The 17229-nt window shown below is 61.6% G+C and carries 12 protein-coding genes and 1 tRNA gene; 4 read left to right on the top strand and 9 right to left on the bottom strand.

Annotation, left to right across the window (positions count from 1 at the left end; genetic code table 11):
• Nucleotides 1–6: 6 nt before the first annotated feature.
• The 3 genes from CFOUR_RS05285 to rpsA form a co-directional block, all read right to left on the bottom strand.
• Nucleotides 7–387, bottom strand: coding sequence for a DUF4259 domain-containing protein (locus tag CFOUR_RS05285; RefSeq protein WP_085957886.1), 381 nt, complete (start codon nucleotides 385–387; stop codon nucleotides 7–9).
• A 68-nt stretch (nucleotides 388–455) separates the two neighbouring features.
• Nucleotides 456–1049 carry a dephospho-CoA kinase gene (gene coaE / locus CFOUR_RS05280; protein WP_085958471.1) on the bottom strand — a complete coding sequence of 198 codons (594 nt, stop codon included), beginning with the start codon at nucleotides 1047–1049 and terminating at the stop codon, nucleotides 456–458.
• 88 nt (nucleotides 1050–1137) lie between these two features.
• Nucleotides 1138–2601, bottom strand: coding sequence for a 30S ribosomal protein S1 (rpsA, locus tag CFOUR_RS05275; RefSeq protein WP_085957885.1), 1464 nt, complete (start codon nucleotides 2599–2601; stop codon nucleotides 1138–1140).
• Nucleotides 2602–3035: 434 nt separating this feature from the next.
• Here rpsA and CFOUR_RS05270 point away from each other — a divergent pair, with 434 nt between their 5' ends.
• Nucleotides 3036–4268: a YkvI family membrane protein gene (locus CFOUR_RS05270; protein ID WP_085957884.1), complete on the top strand. Its 1233-nt coding sequence runs from the start codon at nucleotides 3036–3038 to the stop codon at nucleotides 4266–4268.
• Nucleotides 4269–4685: 417 nt separating this feature from the next.
• Here the strand turns inward: CFOUR_RS05270 and polA are convergent, their stop codons facing one another.
• Entirely contained in the window at nucleotides 4686–7289 is a 2604-nt protein-coding gene (gene polA, locus CFOUR_RS05265) for a DNA polymerase I (RefSeq protein WP_230471906.1), read from the bottom strand.
• Between the two features lie 152 nt (nucleotides 7290–7441).
• On the opposite strand from polA, the gene CFOUR_RS05260 reads away from it, so the two are divergent.
• The 3 genes from CFOUR_RS05260 to CFOUR_RS05250 all read left to right on the top strand — a co-directional run bounded on the left by CFOUR_RS05260 (nucleotide 7442) and on the right by CFOUR_RS05250 (nucleotide 9731).
• Nucleotides 7442–7515 (top strand) — tRNA-Leu (locus CFOUR_RS05260).
• 1510 nt (nucleotides 7516–9025) lie between these two features.
• Nucleotides 9026–9235: a helix-turn-helix transcriptional regulator gene (locus tag CFOUR_RS05255; RefSeq protein WP_101706398.1), complete on the top strand. Its 210-nt coding sequence runs from the start codon at nucleotides 9026–9028 to the stop codon at nucleotides 9233–9235.
• Nucleotides 9228–9731 carry a hypothetical protein gene (locus tag CFOUR_RS05250; protein WP_085957879.1) on the top strand — a complete coding sequence of 168 codons (504 nt, stop codon included), beginning with the start codon at nucleotides 9228–9230 and terminating at the stop codon, nucleotides 9729–9731. The genes CFOUR_RS05255 and CFOUR_RS05250 overlap by 8 nt, the downstream gene beginning before the upstream one ends.
• 8 nt (nucleotides 9732–9739) lie before the next feature.
• On the opposite strand, the gene CFOUR_RS05245 is transcribed toward CFOUR_RS05250, so the two are convergent.
• Genes CFOUR_RS05245 through kdpA form a run of 5 tightly spaced genes read right to left on the bottom strand, consistent with a single transcriptional unit; the run spans nucleotide 9740 to nucleotide 17228 of the window.
• Nucleotides 9740–10426, bottom strand: a complete 687-nt coding sequence (locus CFOUR_RS05245; RefSeq protein WP_085957878.1) for a response regulator transcription factor — start codon at nucleotides 10424–10426, stop codon at nucleotides 9740–9742.
• Nucleotides 10423–12939 (bottom strand): DUF4118 domain-containing protein, encoded by a 2517-nt coding sequence (locus tag CFOUR_RS05240; RefSeq protein ID WP_085957877.1) that lies wholly within the window; start codon nucleotides 12937–12939, stop codon nucleotides 10423–10425. The genes CFOUR_RS05245 and CFOUR_RS05240 overlap by 4 nt, the downstream gene beginning before the upstream one ends.
• 4 nt (nucleotides 12940–12943) lie before the next feature.
• Nucleotides 12944–13507 (bottom strand): potassium-transporting ATPase subunit KdpC, encoded by a 564-nt coding sequence (gene kdpC, locus CFOUR_RS05235; RefSeq protein WP_085958470.1) that lies wholly within the window; start codon nucleotides 13505–13507, stop codon nucleotides 12944–12946.
• 5 nt (nucleotides 13508–13512) lie between these two features.
• Nucleotides 13513–15594: a potassium-transporting ATPase subunit KdpB gene (kdpB, locus tag CFOUR_RS05230; RefSeq protein WP_085957876.1), complete on the bottom strand. Its 2082-nt coding sequence runs from the start codon at nucleotides 15592–15594 to the stop codon at nucleotides 13513–13515.
• The gene (kdpA, locus tag CFOUR_RS05225) at nucleotides 15591–17228 is read right to left on the bottom strand and encodes a potassium-transporting ATPase subunit KdpA (protein WP_085957875.1); all 1638 of its coding nucleotides are present in this window, start codon (nucleotides 17226–17228) and stop codon (nucleotides 15591–15593) included. Before kdpA ends, kdpB begins: the two co-directional genes overlap by 4 nt.
• Between the last annotated feature and the right edge of the window lies 1 nt (nucleotide 17229).

The raw sequence follows: 17229 nt of genomic DNA, 5'->3' as shown, positions 1-17229 counted from the left end.
GCCAGTCTACGCGTCGGCCACGATTCTGAACCGAGGCTTCGAGGTGTACTTCCTCGCCGCGGCGAGCCACTGCTCAAGCTCGCCCGCGTCCTCCCACATGGAGTACAGCGCGGATCCGCCCGGGCGCAGTGCGGCTTGGGCGCGGCGGCGGATCCAGCGCTTGTCGTCGAGAGTAAAGGGATAATTCACCGCACCCTCGAACTCGGCGGGCGAGTAGCCGTTGATCACGGCGGCAAGGGCGATGACGGACTGCGCTTCGTCGGTGCCCAGTGATCCGAGTCCGCACTCGAAGCGGAACTGGTCCATGCGGAACGTGCCGTTGACCAGTGCGGTCACGGCGTCGTACGCAGGGTCGTTGTCGAACGGCCCCGTATCCCACGTTCCCATGCCAGGAAAACTAGCCACGGAAGGTAAATGGTACGTGTCACACCGGTAAATTTCCCCGGTACAGTTCACTAACCCCTGATGCGCTCGACTAAGGCGGCGACCTGAGGCTCAAGCGCGTCCAGCGAGCCGCTGTTGTCTATCACCACATCCGCGGCTGCTAACCGAGTCGCGTCGTCGATCTGCTGGCCCATCCTCGCGCGTGCGTCAGCCTCATCGAGCCCCCGCTTCTCGACGAGCCTTCGGACCCTCTCCTCAACGTCCACATCCACCACAACGGTCAAATCCATCCCGGAGTGCAACCCGAGATCCACCAGCAGCGGCATGTCATAGATCACCGCGGTCTCCCCCGCCGTCTCCGCCGCGGCGAACCGGCGTTCCGACTCCGCGCGGATCGCCGGGTGTGTAATGGCGTTGAGCCGCTCCGTGGCCTCCTTCGACGCAAACGCCCGCCGGGCCAGCTCCGAGCGGTCGAGCACGCCTTCGTCGTCGAGGATGTCGGCGCCGAACTCTTCGGCGACCCTCTCCAGCACTGGGGAGCCGGGTTCCATGATCTCGCGCGCGATCTGGTCCGCGTCCACGACCGGAAATCCGGCGTTGGCAAGCAACCTCGCAACCGTCGATTTCCCGCTGCCGATGCCGCCCGTGAGGCCTACTTTCTTCATGCGGCCGAACATAGCAAAACGCCCCGCACACCGGGGCGGTGTGCGGGACGCTTAGGCTATTTCGCTGCAGGCGCGAGCCTGTGAGCGACTAGTTGCCAGCGAGCTTATCGCGCAGAGCGGCGAGCTGCTCGTCGGAAGCCAGCGAGCCGATGTTCTCCTCAGCCTGGTCAGCTGCCGGAGCCGCAGCTGCAGACTCGGAGGAGTAGTTAGCCTGGTCGCCCTCGCGCTCCGCAGCCTCGGCGGCAGCGGCGCGGTGACGCTCGATCTGAGCGGTGTGAGCCTGGTGGCGACGCTCCGCCTCGGCGTAGCGTGCCTCCCACTGCTGACGAGCCTCGTCGTAGCCCTCCATCCACTCGTTGGTCTCCGGGTCAAAGCCCTCCGGGAAGATGTAGTTGCCCTGCTCGTCGTAGGAGTCGGCCATGCCGTAACGGGACGGATCGAACTCTTCGACGTAGTCCTCGTCAGCCTGCTTGAGGGACAGGGAGATGCGACGACGGTCCAGGTCGATGTCGATGACCTTGACCATGACCTCTTCGCCGACGTTGACAACCTGGTCCGGGACCTCCACGTGGCGCTGCGCCAGCTCGGAGATGTGGACGAGGCCCTCGATGCCCTCCTCGACGCGGACGAACGCGCCGAACGGAACCAGCTTGGTGACCTTGCCCGGGACGATCTGGCCCACAGCGTGGGTGCGGGCGAACACGCGCCACGGATCCTCCTGGGTCGCCTTCAGCGACAGGGAGACACGCTCGCGGTCGAGATCGACGTCGAGCACCTCGACGGTGACCTCGTCGCCGACAGCGACAACCTCGGACGGGTGGTCGATGTGCTTCCAGGACAGCTCGGAGACGTGCACCAGGCCGTCGACGCCGCCGAGATCGACGAACGCACCGAAGTTGACGATGGAGGACACGACGCCCTTGCGGACCTGACCCTTCTGCAGCTGGTGCAGGAAGTCGGAGCGGACCGCGGACTGGGTCTCCTCCAGGTAAGCGCGGCGGGACAGGACCACGTTGTTGCGGTGCTTGTCCAGCTCGATGATCTTCGCCTCGAGCTCCTGGCCGATGTACGGATCCAGGTCGCGCACGCGGCGCATCTCAACCAGCGATGCCGGCAGGAAGCCGCGCAGGCCGATGTCGAGGATGAGGCCGCCCTTGACGACCTCGATGACCGTACCGGTAACCGGCTGGTCGTTGGCCTGCAGTTCCTCGATGGTGCCCCAAGCGCGCTCGTACTGCGCACGCTTCTTGGACAGCATCAGGCGGCCTTCCTTGTCCTCCTTGGTCAGGACAAGCGCGTCGATCTCATCGCCGACCTCGACCACGTCTTCCGGGTCGACGTCGTGCTTGATGGACAGCTCGCGGGTCAGGATGACGCCCTCGGTCTTGTAACCGATGTCGAGCAGGACCTCATCGTGGTCAACCTTGACCACGGTGCCGGTGACAATGTCGCCATCGTTGAAGTACTTGATGGACGCGTCAACTGCGGCGAGGAATTCCTCAGGGCCACCGATGTCGTTGATGGCAACCTGGGGTGCGTTGGAAGTGCGCATAAGTTCTATGTGCTCCGAAAAATAGGAGATCGTGATTGGACAGAAGCGTCTCTCTCGGTGACGTAAGCCCAGCTCAAACACATGGACTCGCGTGCGCCGATCTCGCGCTGGGCCGGCCGCCGCACCCTCCTATTACGATGGACGCCGTGCTCGCGCGTAGACACGCCCGCACGAGTTTAGACACTTTGCCCAGCTAGGGCAAATGATTCTCCGTCTATTCCCCGCCGGTGTTACCCGGCCGATCGGGAGCGGGTCGCGGCAAGTGCGCACGATTTAACATGCATGAAGAGCAATATATCCCTGACCTGCAGTGCCATACCTGAACAGGCGTCAGGATTGTCAGATCATGCGCGTGCGGGAGCGCCCACCCCACGGACTACCATGTGGCCTCACTGGTAAGTCAGACCAAACATTACCTTTTGGGAGAAAATTCTATGTGGAAACGCAGCCTCGCAGTCGCTGCATCGTTTGTTGGCATCGTCGTCGGTGCCGGGTTCGCCTCGGGCATGGAGGCACTGCAGTACTTTGTCGCGTACGGCACCAACGGCTTCTACGGCGTGATCCTGGCAAGCGTGACCATGCTGCTTGCAGCCACCGCCTTCATGACCTTCGGCTCATACTTCCTCGCACGAGAACACAACGAGGTCTTCTACAGCGTCGCCTCCAAGCCGGCGGCGTTCATCATGGACTGGTCCGCAGTTGCCTGCATGTTCTCCGTCGGGTTTGTCATGTTCGCCGGAGCGGGCTCCAACCTCCAGCAATCCTTCGGATGGCAGATCTGGGTCGGCGCGGTTGCCATGCTGACACTGATGCTGATCGTGGGCAGGTTCGATGTGGACAAGGTCTCTTCGGTCATCGGGTGGGCCACTCCCCTGTTGGTTGTGTTTGTGCTGATCGGCAGCATCTACTCCTTCACGCAAGTGGATGTCAGCTGGGGCGAAGTCAACGACTACGCGCAGCGTGAAGTGACACGCGCAGACGGCACCCCGTACTGGTGGCTGGGCGCGCTAAACCACACCGGCCTCAACGCCCTGTGCGGCGTGTCGATGGCGCTGGTTATGGCTGGCGATGAATTCGACACGAAAAGCTCGCGCTTCGGCGGGCTGATCGGCGGCGTGATCTACGCGGTCATGCTGGCCCTGCTTGTCGCCTCCCTGCTTCTCCAGGTCGAGTCCGTCAACGGGGCGGACATGCCGTTGCTCGCAGTGATCGACAATGTGGATCCCGTCCTCGGCTTCATCATGACGTGGGTCATCTTCCTGATGGTGTTCAACACCTGCCTGGGCATGCTCTACGCGCTGGCAAAGCGGTTGACCCGCAGTAAGCCGGAGCGCTTCTACCCCGTCTACGCCATCGCTTGCGTCGTCGGCTTCGGGCTTTCTTTCGCGGGCTTCCAGCCGCTGGTCAACAGCCTGTACCCCGTGTTGGGATACCTCGGCCTGTTCGTGATGGCCGTGATGACGGTGGTGTATCTCCGACACCGCGACGAACTCAAGGACGAAGGCGAGCGCCGCGCCCAAGCAGTCGAAGCGGACACCGACAAAGAGGTCGACGAGCTGGCGGACGAATCCAACCTTGAAGATGACGAATTCAAAGACGCCGTCCAAGAAGAAGCGGATGCCGCGGAAGAGAAGGAGAAGAACCGCTCGCTCAATGACCTGCTGTAGGCGATTCTCCAAATCGGGGGTGCTCACCGGGGGAGAAATATCCGGTTACGGCAAGGTAAACACGCCGTAACCGGAATCCTTTTTTACTGGCCAGCCGTCCAACTCTTAAAGGTTTTCGACCAGCATCGGACAGCACACTGAAACAATGCTGTGCGAGCATTGAGCATTCCCTTAGACGCCGGTAAGGTACGGCTTGGCTTCGGGGGATGACCCGGCCAGGGGTGAAATCTAAGCCCCAGCCCGGTCAAGGCCAACCCCTGCGGCCCCTTTCCCTCGGTGGGAAGGTGCACAACTGAATACGCACTGGGGTTGCAGGGGGGAGGCCCCGCGGGGGGCACGGCCCAGGGAGGGGAGCCGTGGGCGAGGCGGGTAGGAATCGATATCGTTCCTACCCGCCTCTGCGCGTCGAGGGCTTCGTTAGTGCGCCGCCTCGTCCCAGTTCTTCCCGGTTCCGGCGGAGACTTCCAGGGGCACGAGCAGCTCGATGGCGCCGTCCATCTCGCGCTCCACAATCTCTCGTACCTCGTCGAGTTCACCCGGGGCGATTTCGACCACCAGCTCGTCGTGGACCTGCAGCAGCACGCGCGACTGCTTGCCCTCCAGCGCCGAGTCGACCCGGAGCATAGCCACCTTGATGATGTCGGCCGCCGTGCCCTGGATCGGCGCGTTGAGCGCGGCACGCTCCGCGTTCTCGCGCGCGACTCGGTTGTCGCTGGTCAACTCAGGCAGGTAGCGGCGGCGGCCGAACACGGTGGAGGTGTAGCCGTCGCGGCGAGCCTGCTCGACTACCTCGTCCAGGTAGCGCTTCACACCGCCGAAGCGCTCGAAATAGCTTTCCATGATGTCTTTGGCCTCGCCGGCGGAGATGGAAAGTTGGTTGGACAGCCCGTAGGCGGACAGGCCGTAAACCAGACCGTAAGACATTGCCTTCACGCGCCGGCGCAGCTCCGGGGTGACTTGGTCGATGGGCACGTCGAACACGCGCGAGCCGACGAAGTTGTGCAGATCCTCCCCTGCCCGGTATGCCTCGATGAGCCCTTCGTCCTGGCTGAGGTGCGCCATCACGCGCATCTCAATCTGCGAGTAGTCGGCAGTGAGCAAGCACTCGTAGCCCTCACCCACCACAAACGCCGAGCGGATCTTGCGCCCGGCTTCCGTGCGCACCGGAATGTTTTGCAGGTTCGGCTCCGCTGAGCTGAGACGGCCGGTGGAGGCGACGGTCTGGTTGAACGTGGTGTGAATGCGTCCGTCCGGCTGCACCGTCTTGATCAAGCCTTCGATGGTGGACTTGAGTTTCTGCAGCTCGCGGTGCGCCAGGAGGTGATCCAGGAAGGGGTGAGGGTGCTTTTCCGCCAGCGCTTCAATCTCACCTGCGGCGGTGGAATAGCCGGTCTTGGTCTTTTTCGTCTTCGGCAGCTCCAGCTTGTCAAAGAGCACGGCCGACAGCTGCTTGGGGCTGGAGAGGTTGAGCGAAGGCTCGTCCACAAGCTTGCGCGCCTCTTCTTCGATCTGCTCGACCTTCAGCGTGAACTCTTTGCGCTGGTCTTCCAGCACGTCCAAGTCCACGGCGATGCCGGTGTACTCCATTTCCGCGAGCACGGTCACCAGCGGCAGCTCCAGGTCCGCGTAGAGCTCGTAGGAGTTGATCTCGCGCAACTCCTTCGCCAGCTCGGCCGCCAGCTCCAGAATTGCGGCAGCAGCGTCCACGTCCGCGGTGTCGCCCAGCAGGCTCATCTGGTCGGAGCCGATGTCGAGCTGGCGCTGCAGGTGGCGCTGGTAGATATCCTCCAAAGCGTAGGTGCGCTGGCCTGGACGCAGCAGGTACGCGGCAATCGCGGTGTCGTGCGCGATGCCCCGCAGCTCAATACCTCGCCCGCGCAGCATGTGGTACGCCGCCTTGGCCTCATGCATGTACTTCGGCGCGTCCGATTCCAGCCAGCGCTTCAGCGCAGCGTCCTCTTCGGCGCTCAAGTCCGCGGCAAGCTTGGATACTCCGTGCCTTTGCTTATCGACGATCGCAAGCGCCACCACGTCACCCTGACCAGGCGCGGCGTTGCCGGTGATGTACACAGCCAGGCCGTCGGCCTCTCGCGCGGAAAGCCAGACGTCCAAAGGTTCGTCGTCAAGCGTGATGTCCTCGAGCTCGACCACCTGGGACTCGGGCGCAGCGCCGTCAGTGGGCACAGCGGCGAGGACGCGCTCGCGGAGGTTCACGCCGAATTCGAGGTCGTCGAAGCGCGCGGCTACCTGGGGGATCTCGGCCGGCTTGAGCTCCAGATCGTTCGGGGCGACCGGCAGCTCCACATCGGTAACCATCTGGGTGAGCTCGCGGTTGAGGCGGACCTGGTCGATGCGCTCGCGGAAGTTGTTCGCGGCCACGCCCTTGAGCTCGTCGGCGTTTTCGATGAGCCCTTCGAGGCTGCCGTACTGCGTGATCCATTTGGTGGCGGTCTTCTCCCCCACTTTCGGCACGCTGGGCAGGTTGTCCGACGGATCGCCGCGCAGCGCCGCGAAGTCCGGATACTGCGCAGGCGTTAGACCGTACTTGTTCTCTACTTCTTCGGGCGTAAACCGGGTCATTGTTGACACGCCGCGGGTGGGATACATCAGGGTGGTCGTGCCGTCCACAAGCTGGATGTAGTCGCGGTCGCCGCTGACCAGCACGATCTCGAAGTCGCCCTCCGCACGCGCCTGGGTCACCAGCGTGGCGACAATGTCGTCCGCCTCGAAGTTCTCCTTGCTCAAGGTGGTGATGCCAAGGTCACCCAGCACGTCCTCGATGATCGGCACCTGGCCTTTGAACTCCGGCGGCGCGGACTCGCGCTGCGCCTTGTACTCCGGGAAACGCTCCGTGCGGAAGGTCTTACGGCCCACGTCGAAGGCGACGGCGGCGTGCGTCGGCTTCTCGTCCGCCAGGATGTTGGCGAACATGGATAGAAACCCGTAGACCGCATTCGTGTGCTGGCCGCCGGAGGTGGAGAAGTTCTCCGCGGGCAGCGCGTAGAAGGCGCGGAAGGCCATCGAGTGGCCGTCGATAAGCAATAGTCGCTTCGTGTTCTCGGGTGTATCGCTCACGGTTGGCCAGTCTAGCGGGCAGCCCGACGTGGCCCGGATCGCCCATTAGCGAGGTGATTTCGTGACAGAGACTTCGCTGGGATAAACTTTCGCCCGAAGCCCCAGTAGCCCAATTGGCAGAGGCAACGGATTCAAAACCCGTCCAGTGTGAGTTCGAGTCTCACCTGGGGCACCGCGTGTTGTTGTCTCGAGACATCGTTCCTACGGTGTCTTGAGATTTTTCTTTTTCGGTGTGAGCTGGGGTTGGGTGATTAGTGGGGGTATTGAGGGCGTTGTAGCGCCGGAGCTGGGTCTGTTGAAGCGGAGGGAAGATCGCCCCGAGGCGCGGTGGGGGTAGCTCCAGGTGGGCTGATACGGAAGCAGCCTAGGGATCGCGGCGTTCGGCGCCTCGAGGTGCAGAGGCAGGGTCTACTGCCTATCGACGAGCGTTCCGTCTACGCGAGACGAAGCGTTTTAGTCACTATGGTCGAGACATCAACGATGCGAATTCGACCGAACTGATGAAGGACCGGGGCCACTCCTCATCGTCGGTTAGGAGCATGTCCTCCCAAAGCCTGGACACCGCCGCTCCAGGCTCGATGGGTTCTTCGATTGAACCCAACGCTGTGCAGTAACTGTAGAGACCCCATTCGTCCTCGTTGAGCGAATCATCGCTCTGAGCCCGAAGATCATGCAACAAGTTCTCTCTCACGAGAGCATTGGATTCGACATGCTCTGTGTCTGCGATCAGATAGACGGCGGTGAATTGCTTAACTCTTTCGACTCGCTCGAGGTAGCGCGTATAACACTTAGGTAGATCCTCTTTGCGGGAAAGAATGTAGGTCCGCGTGAGAGTAACTTCGCTGGTGGTCATTGCGGGTTCCAATTCATGTCGTAGGCTCCCGCTAAAGAGACTCAGCGGGGGTAACCGAATACCAGCTTACAGAGACATAAACGGCATAAGCGAAGACAAGAACGAGCGGAACGAAGGCACTTAAAGCAATACAGATCGCAAGCAAGCCTAAGACCTCAAGCCCACCTTTCAGCTCTGTAGATGACTTGACTAGTAGTGCCGTCGGGATGGAAGCGATGAAAAGAAGAGCTATTAGCAGAGGAAAAGGGACTCCGTTCAAATACCCCGCAAGCAGAGTCTCGATGCCCGCGCAAATCCACAAGGATTTTTGAAGGCTCACAAATTCCACCTCCAGCTGCTTGTTAGACGCATTCGCAACCGGGCAAGGGTAGCCCGGGTATCGCCGCTGCGCGACTGAAAGTGGTCTCTCTAGCAGCTGAGTTGACAGGTGCATCGCTTTTACCCCTGTTTTGCCACTCACGTTGACCTTCTACGTGAGGGCTCCGTTCTGGTGTCGCCCAGGGTCAGTTTGGAACCAAACACGGAAGACCATGGAACTGGGCTCAGAACCTGCCAGCGTTGGCAGTTGTCAAAGAGTTTTCCGAAACCCCCAATTGGTTGGCTGGGCATTTTTGGGAGGAAACCGCGCCAAACTGGGAAGACACAAAAGTTCCGCTCGATTGAGCGCCATACATCTACCAGTTCACCGGCAACCCTGACGAACAACTCCTTATCCGGCGCCTCCTCACCATGTAGCTCACCATCAGGCGCAAACAGAGCCAACATAATGTAAAGCTATCTTGACACACTGACGCGAACCTTTTATATTTTGTAAATGGAAGGAGGTGCAATGAACACAGTCCGCAAATGGAGGCGCTGGTTTGAAATGTCGCAGCAAGAGCTCGCAGACCGCGTCGGTGTTTCGCGGCAGACCATCGCCAACATCGAGCGGGGCAACTACTCGCCTTCCGTGTACCTCGCCCTCGACATCTGCCGTGAATTTGGAAAGTCAGTTGAGGATGTCTTTGGGCAATCGAAGGAGAAGGAAGAGGATGTTTAAGCGATACGGAGACACCGTTGTCAACTACGTCGATGGCACCGCCACCGACGAGTTCGAGGCCGCCGTCTACCACAAGGCAAACACAGTTGGGATGATCACTTCCCTGCTCGCAGCGGCAGCTATCGGCGCCGTACTCGCCTGGGTCCTTCCCAGTCGCGAGTCAATCTTGTCGGCGCTCGTGTTTCTCATTCCGGCAGTCAGCAGCGCTGTGGGCACAACGTGGATGCGCAACTACGTCGCATCGCCGATAATCCGCTTGCGCGACATGCCACGCACAGTCGTCGTCACGTATTCCGTGCTGTGCGCGATTGGGTTGGTGGGCATCATCGTTGCCGGTGGCTTCGGCCAATCTGATGGTGTGGACAGCGCGGGAGCAAGCGGCGCAGTTATCGGTGCCGTAGTCGGCGCGCTGACCGCAGGTGCGCTGACCTACAGCACCACAAAGCGCCGGCGCCGCCGGGACTTGGAACGCCTCGACGCTCAGGCTGAAGATTAGCGCCGCACTCAGGCACCGCCGCGCACAAGTCTATATCCCACACCTGGCTCGGTAATCAAGTATGTCGGCCGGGTGTGGTCGTCTTCTATTTTCCGGCGAATTTGGTGGGCGTACACGCGCAGGTAGTTCAATTCCCGCCCGTAGCCGGGCCCCCAGATGGAGCCCAACAGATCATCGTGACGCACGAGCACTCCGTTCGCCTTCGCCAACGTGGACAGCATCCGCCACTCGGTTGGCGTGAGGTGCAATTCGCGGCCAGCCTTTGTTGCGCGGGACTCGGCAAAGTCGAGGACCACATCCCCCGCGACAAACGGTGGAATCGCCGAGGTTGCTACCCCACTGCTTCGCAAGGATGCCCGCACGCGGGCCATCAGCTCTTCCACACCGAACGGTTTAGTCACAAAGTCGTTGGCGCCGTCGTCGAGCGCCTCGACTATGTCTTCCGGCTGGTCCCGTGCAGACAGCACGATAATTGGCACGTGGGACGTCTGCCTCACACGGTGAAGGATCTCCGTGCCATCGATGTCTGGCAAGCCGAGATCAAGAATGACCAGTTGTGGCGGGTCCTCCTCCAGCTCGTCCAACGCATCCATGCCGCAGCCGACGCACACGGACTCGTACCCACGGGCGCGAAGGTTGATTCGCAGCGTTCTCAGCAACGTGGCATCGTCGTCTACGACGAGGATCTTGGTCATACGTCTGCTTCCCTCTCTTCACGTGGATTGGGCTTCACCGGTACGCGCACTGTCATAGTCAGCCCGCCACCCGGTGTCTCCGACGGAGCGACCTCGCCGTGCATAGCCTCTGCCAATCCGCGGGCTACGGCGAGACCGAGTCCCACCCCATCAGTGGTCTGCGTGTCGCCTTTACGTTGGAAAGGAAGGAAAATTGCTTCCCTGTCCTTGCGCTTCACGCCCGGTCCGGAGTCCACAATTTTGATCGCCACTGCCCCACTTTGCGGTTCAGTGCTGACCCGCACCTCGCCCTGCTGTTGGTAGTGCAACGAGTTCTCCAAGAGGTTGGTCACCACTCTTTCCAACAACCCCGCGTCCACGCACGCCAGCACAGGTTCGGCGGCGGCGATAAAACGCACCCGGTTCGGCTCGCTCACCTGGGCAATATATTCCGGAAGCAATTCCCGCAGATCGTAAACATCCGGTTTAGCTATAAGGGCCCCCACCTGCAGCCGCGACATGCCGAGGAGGTTCGTGATCAACCTGTCCAATTTGTCCGCGCTCAGTTCGATGGACTCCATAAGTTCCCCGCGCTCTTCGGCGGTGAACGACACCGATGTGCTGCGCAAGCTTTCTATCGAGGCTTTGATGCCCGAAAGCGGCGTTCGAAGATCATGGGAAACTGCGGAGAGCAACGCAGTTCGCGCCCTGTTGTCCGACGCAAGTTCAGCCGCGCTAGAAGCGGAGCGCTCAAGTTCATCGCGCTGCAGTATGGCCTGGGCGTAGACAACGCAGGCGCTGATCAGCCGCCGCTTCTCGGCAGAGATGTCCGCGGGCTGCAGCACCAGGTCGTGCGTGCCGTCAATGGCGTCGCGCTCGCTGTCCTCAATGTTGGCTGGGTCAAAGGCGTCCGTGCACTCTAACGTTGTAAAGCTGCCGAGTTGTGAGCGCCGCTCTACCACCGCCGCAGCAGTCAATCCGCACATCTCAACGATCCGGTCGAGCAAGAGCCGCAACTGTTGATTCGATCCGAGCAGCACGTTGGTCATGTCGGCCATGGCAGTGGCCTCGGCCTGGGCGACACGTGCCTGGTGCAGCCGCATCGCATAGCGGTTGACTAACGAGGCGACAATGATCGCCACCGCCACCGAAAACAGCAGAGCGACGGTGTTAGCCAAGTGGCCGATCGTCAATGTGCCGTACGGCGGCGTGAAAAACCAGTCAGCGAGCAAGCTGCCCAGCACAGCTGCGACGACGGACGGCCACAATCCGCCGACGAGCGCGACCACCACTGCCGCGAGCAGGAAAACGGGTGAGACCAGCGCGAGATTCGGGTGGTCCCGAAAGCAGAGGAACAACCCGCTGATCACGGCTGGCAGGGCAACGGCGAGCAGGAATCCCGCGTTCCGGCGTTCCCCGGGGAGGGCTTGCGCGCGTTTCCGGCGCATCGCTGTCCCACCGTCCGCGAGCGCAACGACGTGGGTGTCAATCTCGTGCGAAGATTCGATGATTTCCTCACTAAACCCGCGCGACCACAGACGCCGCCACAGGGGACGACGGCTGGTGCCGATCACGATCTGCGTCGCGTTGCATCCGCGTGCGAATTCCAGCACCGATTGCGCCGGACTTTCGCCGGTGACGGTGTGGAAGGTTCCGCCGAGCTCTTCTGTCAGCCGGCGCAGTCGCGCTATATCCGGCAGGGTCGCACCTGACAGGCCGTCGGAGCGCGTCGCGAACACTGCGAGAAGTTCCCCGCCGACGCCGCGCTTAGCTATTCGGGCGCCGCGTCGCAGCAACGCCTCACCTTCGCGCCCCCCGGACAGAGCCACGACAACCCTTTCGCGGGTGGGCCAAGATTTCTCAATGCTGTTGTCTTCGCGGTAGCGGGCGAGCGCTTCGTCGACCCGGTCAGCCAGCCACAGCAGCGCCAGCTCGCGCAGCGCGGAGAGGTTTCCTTCCCTGAAGTAGTTCGCCAATGCGGCGTCGATATTCTCGGGTTTGTAAATATCGCCGTATGCCATGCGTTGTCGCAGTGCCTCCGGTGACAGGTCGACGAGGTCGATTTGGTCGGCTGCACGCAGCGCTGCATCCGGAATCGTCTCGTTTTGCACCACCCCGGTGATTGATTCCACCACGTCGTTGAGGGATTCGAGGTGCTGGACGTTGACGGTGGAAATCACGTCGATGCCGGCATCGAGCAGCACTTCGATGTCCTGCCAACGTTTGGAGTTTTGCCTGCCTGGGGGATTGGTGTGCGCCATTTCGTCCACCAGCGCAACGTCTGGCTTTCTCGCCAGCACTGCGTTGAGGTCCATCTCGGCAATCGTTGCGCCTTTGTACGACACGTCCTTGCGCGGCACCACCTCAAGCCCGTCGACCTGCTTCAGAGTGAACGGGCGGCCGTGTGTTTCCACGAGTGCGACCACCACGTCTTCGCCGGCAGCAGCAAGGCGGTGGCCTTCCGTGAGCATCGCGACTGTTTTGCCCACACCGGGCGCGCCGCCGAGAAAGACGCGGAGCCGTCCTCGTGTCATAGTGTCAGCCTTCGTACTCGAGCGAGTAGTTCAATTCGTTGACGTTCACCGTATCCTGTCCGAAGAAGCCCAGGAGTGCTTTTTTCGTGTGAGCTTCAATCAGCTTGTCGACGTCCTGACGGTCCATTCCCCGCTCCCCCGCGATCCGCGGCGCCTGCCAGTGCGCGTACTCCGGAGAGATGTGTGGATCGAGGCCACTGGAAGATGCCGTCAGCGCCTCTGCAGGAACCTCGCCGGCGTCCGGGTTTTCCTGTTCCAATGCCTGCCTGCGCTCATCCATTCGGTCGCGCAGCTCCCGCGATGCCGGAGAGAGGTTGCTGCCTCCGGACGCCTCGCCGTCCCAGTCGCCAGCGGACGGCCGCGGCCGGAAGAATTCCGGTCCTCCCGCTGGTTGCGCGATGAGTTTGGAGCCGACGACATCCTCGCCGTTGCGTTGCAGTGAGCCGTCCGCCTGGGCTGGCATGAGGCGGCCGATTCCGACCATGAGAAGCGGATAGGCGATGCCGAGGATGACAGTGAGAACGAGAAGGGCGCGGAAGGCTGCCCCTGTTTGCCGCAAAGTATTCATGAGAGTCACATCCCTGGGAGGAGTTGAATGATCAGGTCGATGGCTTTGATGCCGATGAACGGGGCGATAATTCCGCCGAGTCCGTAGATGAGCAGGTTGCGGTTGAGCAGCGCGCCGGCGGACATCGACCGGTACTTCACGCCCTTGAGCGAAAGCGGGATGAGTGCGACGATGACCAGCGCGTTGAAGATCACTGCGCTGAGCATGGCGGATTCGGACGAGTGCAGGCGCATGACGTTGAGCATTTCCAGCCCGGGGAAGATCGGCACGAACATCGCGGGAATGATGGCGAAGTACTTGGCCAGGTCATTCGCGATGGAGAACGTAGTCAACGCGCCGCGAGTGATCAGCAGCTGTTTGCCAATGCCCACGATGTCGATGAGCTTTGTCGGATCCGAGTCGAGGTCAACCATGTTTCCGGCTTCCTTCGCCGCAGAGGTACCCGAATTCATGGCCACGCCCACGTCGGCTTGAGCCAGCGCAGGTGCGTCGTTCGTGCCGTCGCCAGTCATCGCGACGAGGTGGCCGCCGGCCTGCTCCTTCTTGATCAGGCGCATCTTGTCTTCCGGCGTGGCCTCCGCCAGGAAGTCGTCGACCCCTGCTTCCTTCGCGATCGCTGCCGCGGTAACAGCATTGTCACCGGTGATCATGATCGTTTTGATGCCCATCTCCCGCAGTTGCGCGAAGCGTTCAGTCAGCCCCGGCTTGACAACGTCTTTCAGATGGAGCACACCGACGATTCGCGGTGACTGTCCCGAGGATCTCTTGGCCACCACGAGCGGCGTGCCGCCGGATGCAGAGATATCTTCGACGACCTGGTCGACATCGCTGGGCAGACGGCCCCCTTCGGCTGCGACCCAGGATTTCACTGCAGAGCTCGCGCCTTTGCGCACCTGCGTTCCATCGGGGAAATCCACTCCCGACATGCGGGTGTTTGCGGAAAACGGCACGAACTCAGCGCCTTGCCTGTTCAGCGTGGTGGCGTCGTCGCGTACGACATCGTTTGCTGAATCGAGACCGTCAATGAACTCGATGATGGAGCGGCCTTCAGGTGTTTCGTCGGCAAGCGAGCTTTGCCACGCAGCGGCAATCATTTCCTTGGAGTCGGTGCCTTCGACCGTGACGATGTCGGATGCCCGCCGGTTGCCGTACGTAATAGTGCCGGTCTTGTCCAGCAGCAACGTCGATACGTCGCCGGCTGCCTCCACCGCACGCCCGGACATGGCAAGCACGTTGTGCTGCACGAGGCGATCCATGCCTGCGATCCCGATGGCGCTGAGCAGCGCGCCGATTGTCGTCGGAATCAGGCACACGAGCAGAGCTACCAGAGCAATGAGCGAGAGCTTGTGCCCGGAGTAGATCGCCATTGGTTGAATAGCGGTGACTGCCATCACGAACAGGATGCTCAGCGTGATCAGGAGAATGTTCAGAGCGAGCTCGTTCGGAGTCTTCTTTCGCTCGGCGCCCTCGACGAGGGAAATCATTCGGTCGATGAATGTTTCGCCCGGCTTGGACGTAATTTTGACCACGATACGGTCGGAGAGCACTGTGGTGCCACCTGTGACTGCGCTGCGGTCGCCGCCGGACTCGCGGATCACAGGTGCGGATTCGCCTGTGATCGCAGACTCATCCACGGTGGCAACGCCTTCGACGACGTCGCCGTCGCCCGGGATCTGCTGGCCGGCTTCCACCACGACCAAATCTCCGATGGAGAGATCGGATCCCGACACTTCGGTTTCGGTACCGTCGTCGCAAAGCAATCGCGCCCTGGCATCGGTGCGAGTTTGCCGCAGCGCCGAGGCTTGTGCCTTGCCGCGGCCCTCCGCGACCGCTTCAGCCAGGTTGGCGAAGATGATCGTCGCCCACAGCCACAGCGTGACGCTGACGGAAAACAGGGTGGGATGGAAGACGGTGAGCACGGTGGTGAGCACCGCTCCGAGCCACACCACGAAAATCACGGGCTGCTGCACGAGGTTGGCGGGGTTGAGCTTTTTCAACGCCTCGACGACATTGCCGTTCAATTGGCTGCTGAGCGAGCTCGATTGGCGTTTGGAAACGGGTGCGGGTGCTTGAGTTGCAGTGGTCATGAAAGTGCCTCCGCGATAGGGCCGAGCGCAAGCGACGGCAGGAATGTCAGGCCCGCGACGATGAGAATCACGCAGAGCAAGAGAATGGTGAAAGTGGCGTTGTGGGTAGGCATCGAGCCGGCGGTGTCTTGGCGGCCGCGCTGCGCCGCAAGCGACCCAGCCAGAGCGACCATGAGTGCGATCGGCGCGAAGCGCCCTACGAACATGGCAAACGCGATAGTGAGGTTGAGATACGGCGTTCCAGCGCTGAGTCCGGCGAACGCGGAACCGTTGTTGTTCGCGCCGGAGGTGTATGCGTAAAGCACCTCACTTAAGCCGTGGGAACCGGTGTTGTTCATCGATTCGCGCACGCCCGGGAGCAGCACTGCCCCCGCCGTCAGCAGCAGGACCAGCGCGGGCATCACGATGGCGGCCAGCGCGGCGAGTGTGATCTCACGGCGCCCAATGGTCTTTCCGAGCACCTCGGGCGTGCGCCCGATCATCAACCCCGCGATGAACACTGAGAGCACTACGAAGGTGAGCATGTTGTACATGCCGGTGCCCACACCGCCGGGCGAAACCTCGCCGAGCATCATGTTGAACATGACCAGTCCGCCGCCGAGCGGACTGTATGAGTCGTGCATCGAGTTGACTGCGCCGGTCGAGGTGCCGGTGGTGGTCGTAGCGAAAATGGCCGACCACAGCACGCCGAAACGGCTTTCTTTACCTTCCAACGCAGTCGCGGGCATAGAGCTTTCAGCCCAGACCAGCAGCGCGGCAGACCCAGCCCACAAGATCGCCATGGCCGCAGTCAGCGCGAGGCCTTGGCGGCGATCTTTCACGAACAGCCCGTAGGTGACCGGCAGTGAGAACGGTATGAGCAGAACAAGCAGAATCTCCAGCAAGTTCGTCCACGCGTTCGGGTTTTCAAACGGGTGCGCGGAGTTTGCGTTGAAGATACCGCCGCCGTTCGTGCCGAGCATCTTGATTGCCTCCTCCGACGCCACAGGGCCGGTGAGGATTGTCTGGGACTGCCCTGTCACCGTCGTGACCTGCAGGGGCGCGGCCAAGTTTTGGGCCACTCCGCCTGCGATGAGAAGAAGCGCGCCGAGAACGGAAATAGGAAGCAGCACGCGCAGCGAGGCACGAACAAGATCGACCCAGAAGTTGCCTACCGTCCCCGAGTTCGATCGTGCGAGACCACGGAACAGTGCCACGGCGACGGCGATGCCGGTGGCCGCAGACACGAAGTTCTGCACGGTCAGACCAGCCATACCAACGACGTACCCCGCCCCGGTTTCACCCGAATAACTTTGCCAGTTCGTGTTCGTGGTGAAGGAGACTGCAGTGTTCAACGCCGTGTGCCAGTCTTGAGAGCGGCCAAAGCCCCATGGCAGCATGCCTTGGACCATGATGATGAGCCACAAGACGAGCACCGACGCCACACCGAAAGCGACGGACGCGATTGCGTAGGAGGTCCACCGCATTTCGTTGTCGGGGTTGACGCCGATGAGTTTGTAGACGACTTTCTCCGCGGCGTTGTGCTTTTTGTCTGTGAAGCACTTGTACATGTATATGCCTACAGGCACCCGGGCGACTGCCAGCAGAAGGGTGACGAGCAGCAGTGCGCAAATGGTTTGAATTGCAAGCGGCATG

The sequence above is a fragment of the Corynebacterium fournieri genome (assembly GCF_030408775.1).
Classification (GTDB): Bacteria; Actinomycetota; Actinomycetes; order Mycobacteriales; family Mycobacteriaceae; genus Corynebacterium; species Corynebacterium fournieri.
This window is presented reverse-complemented; position numbering and strand designations above follow the sequence as displayed.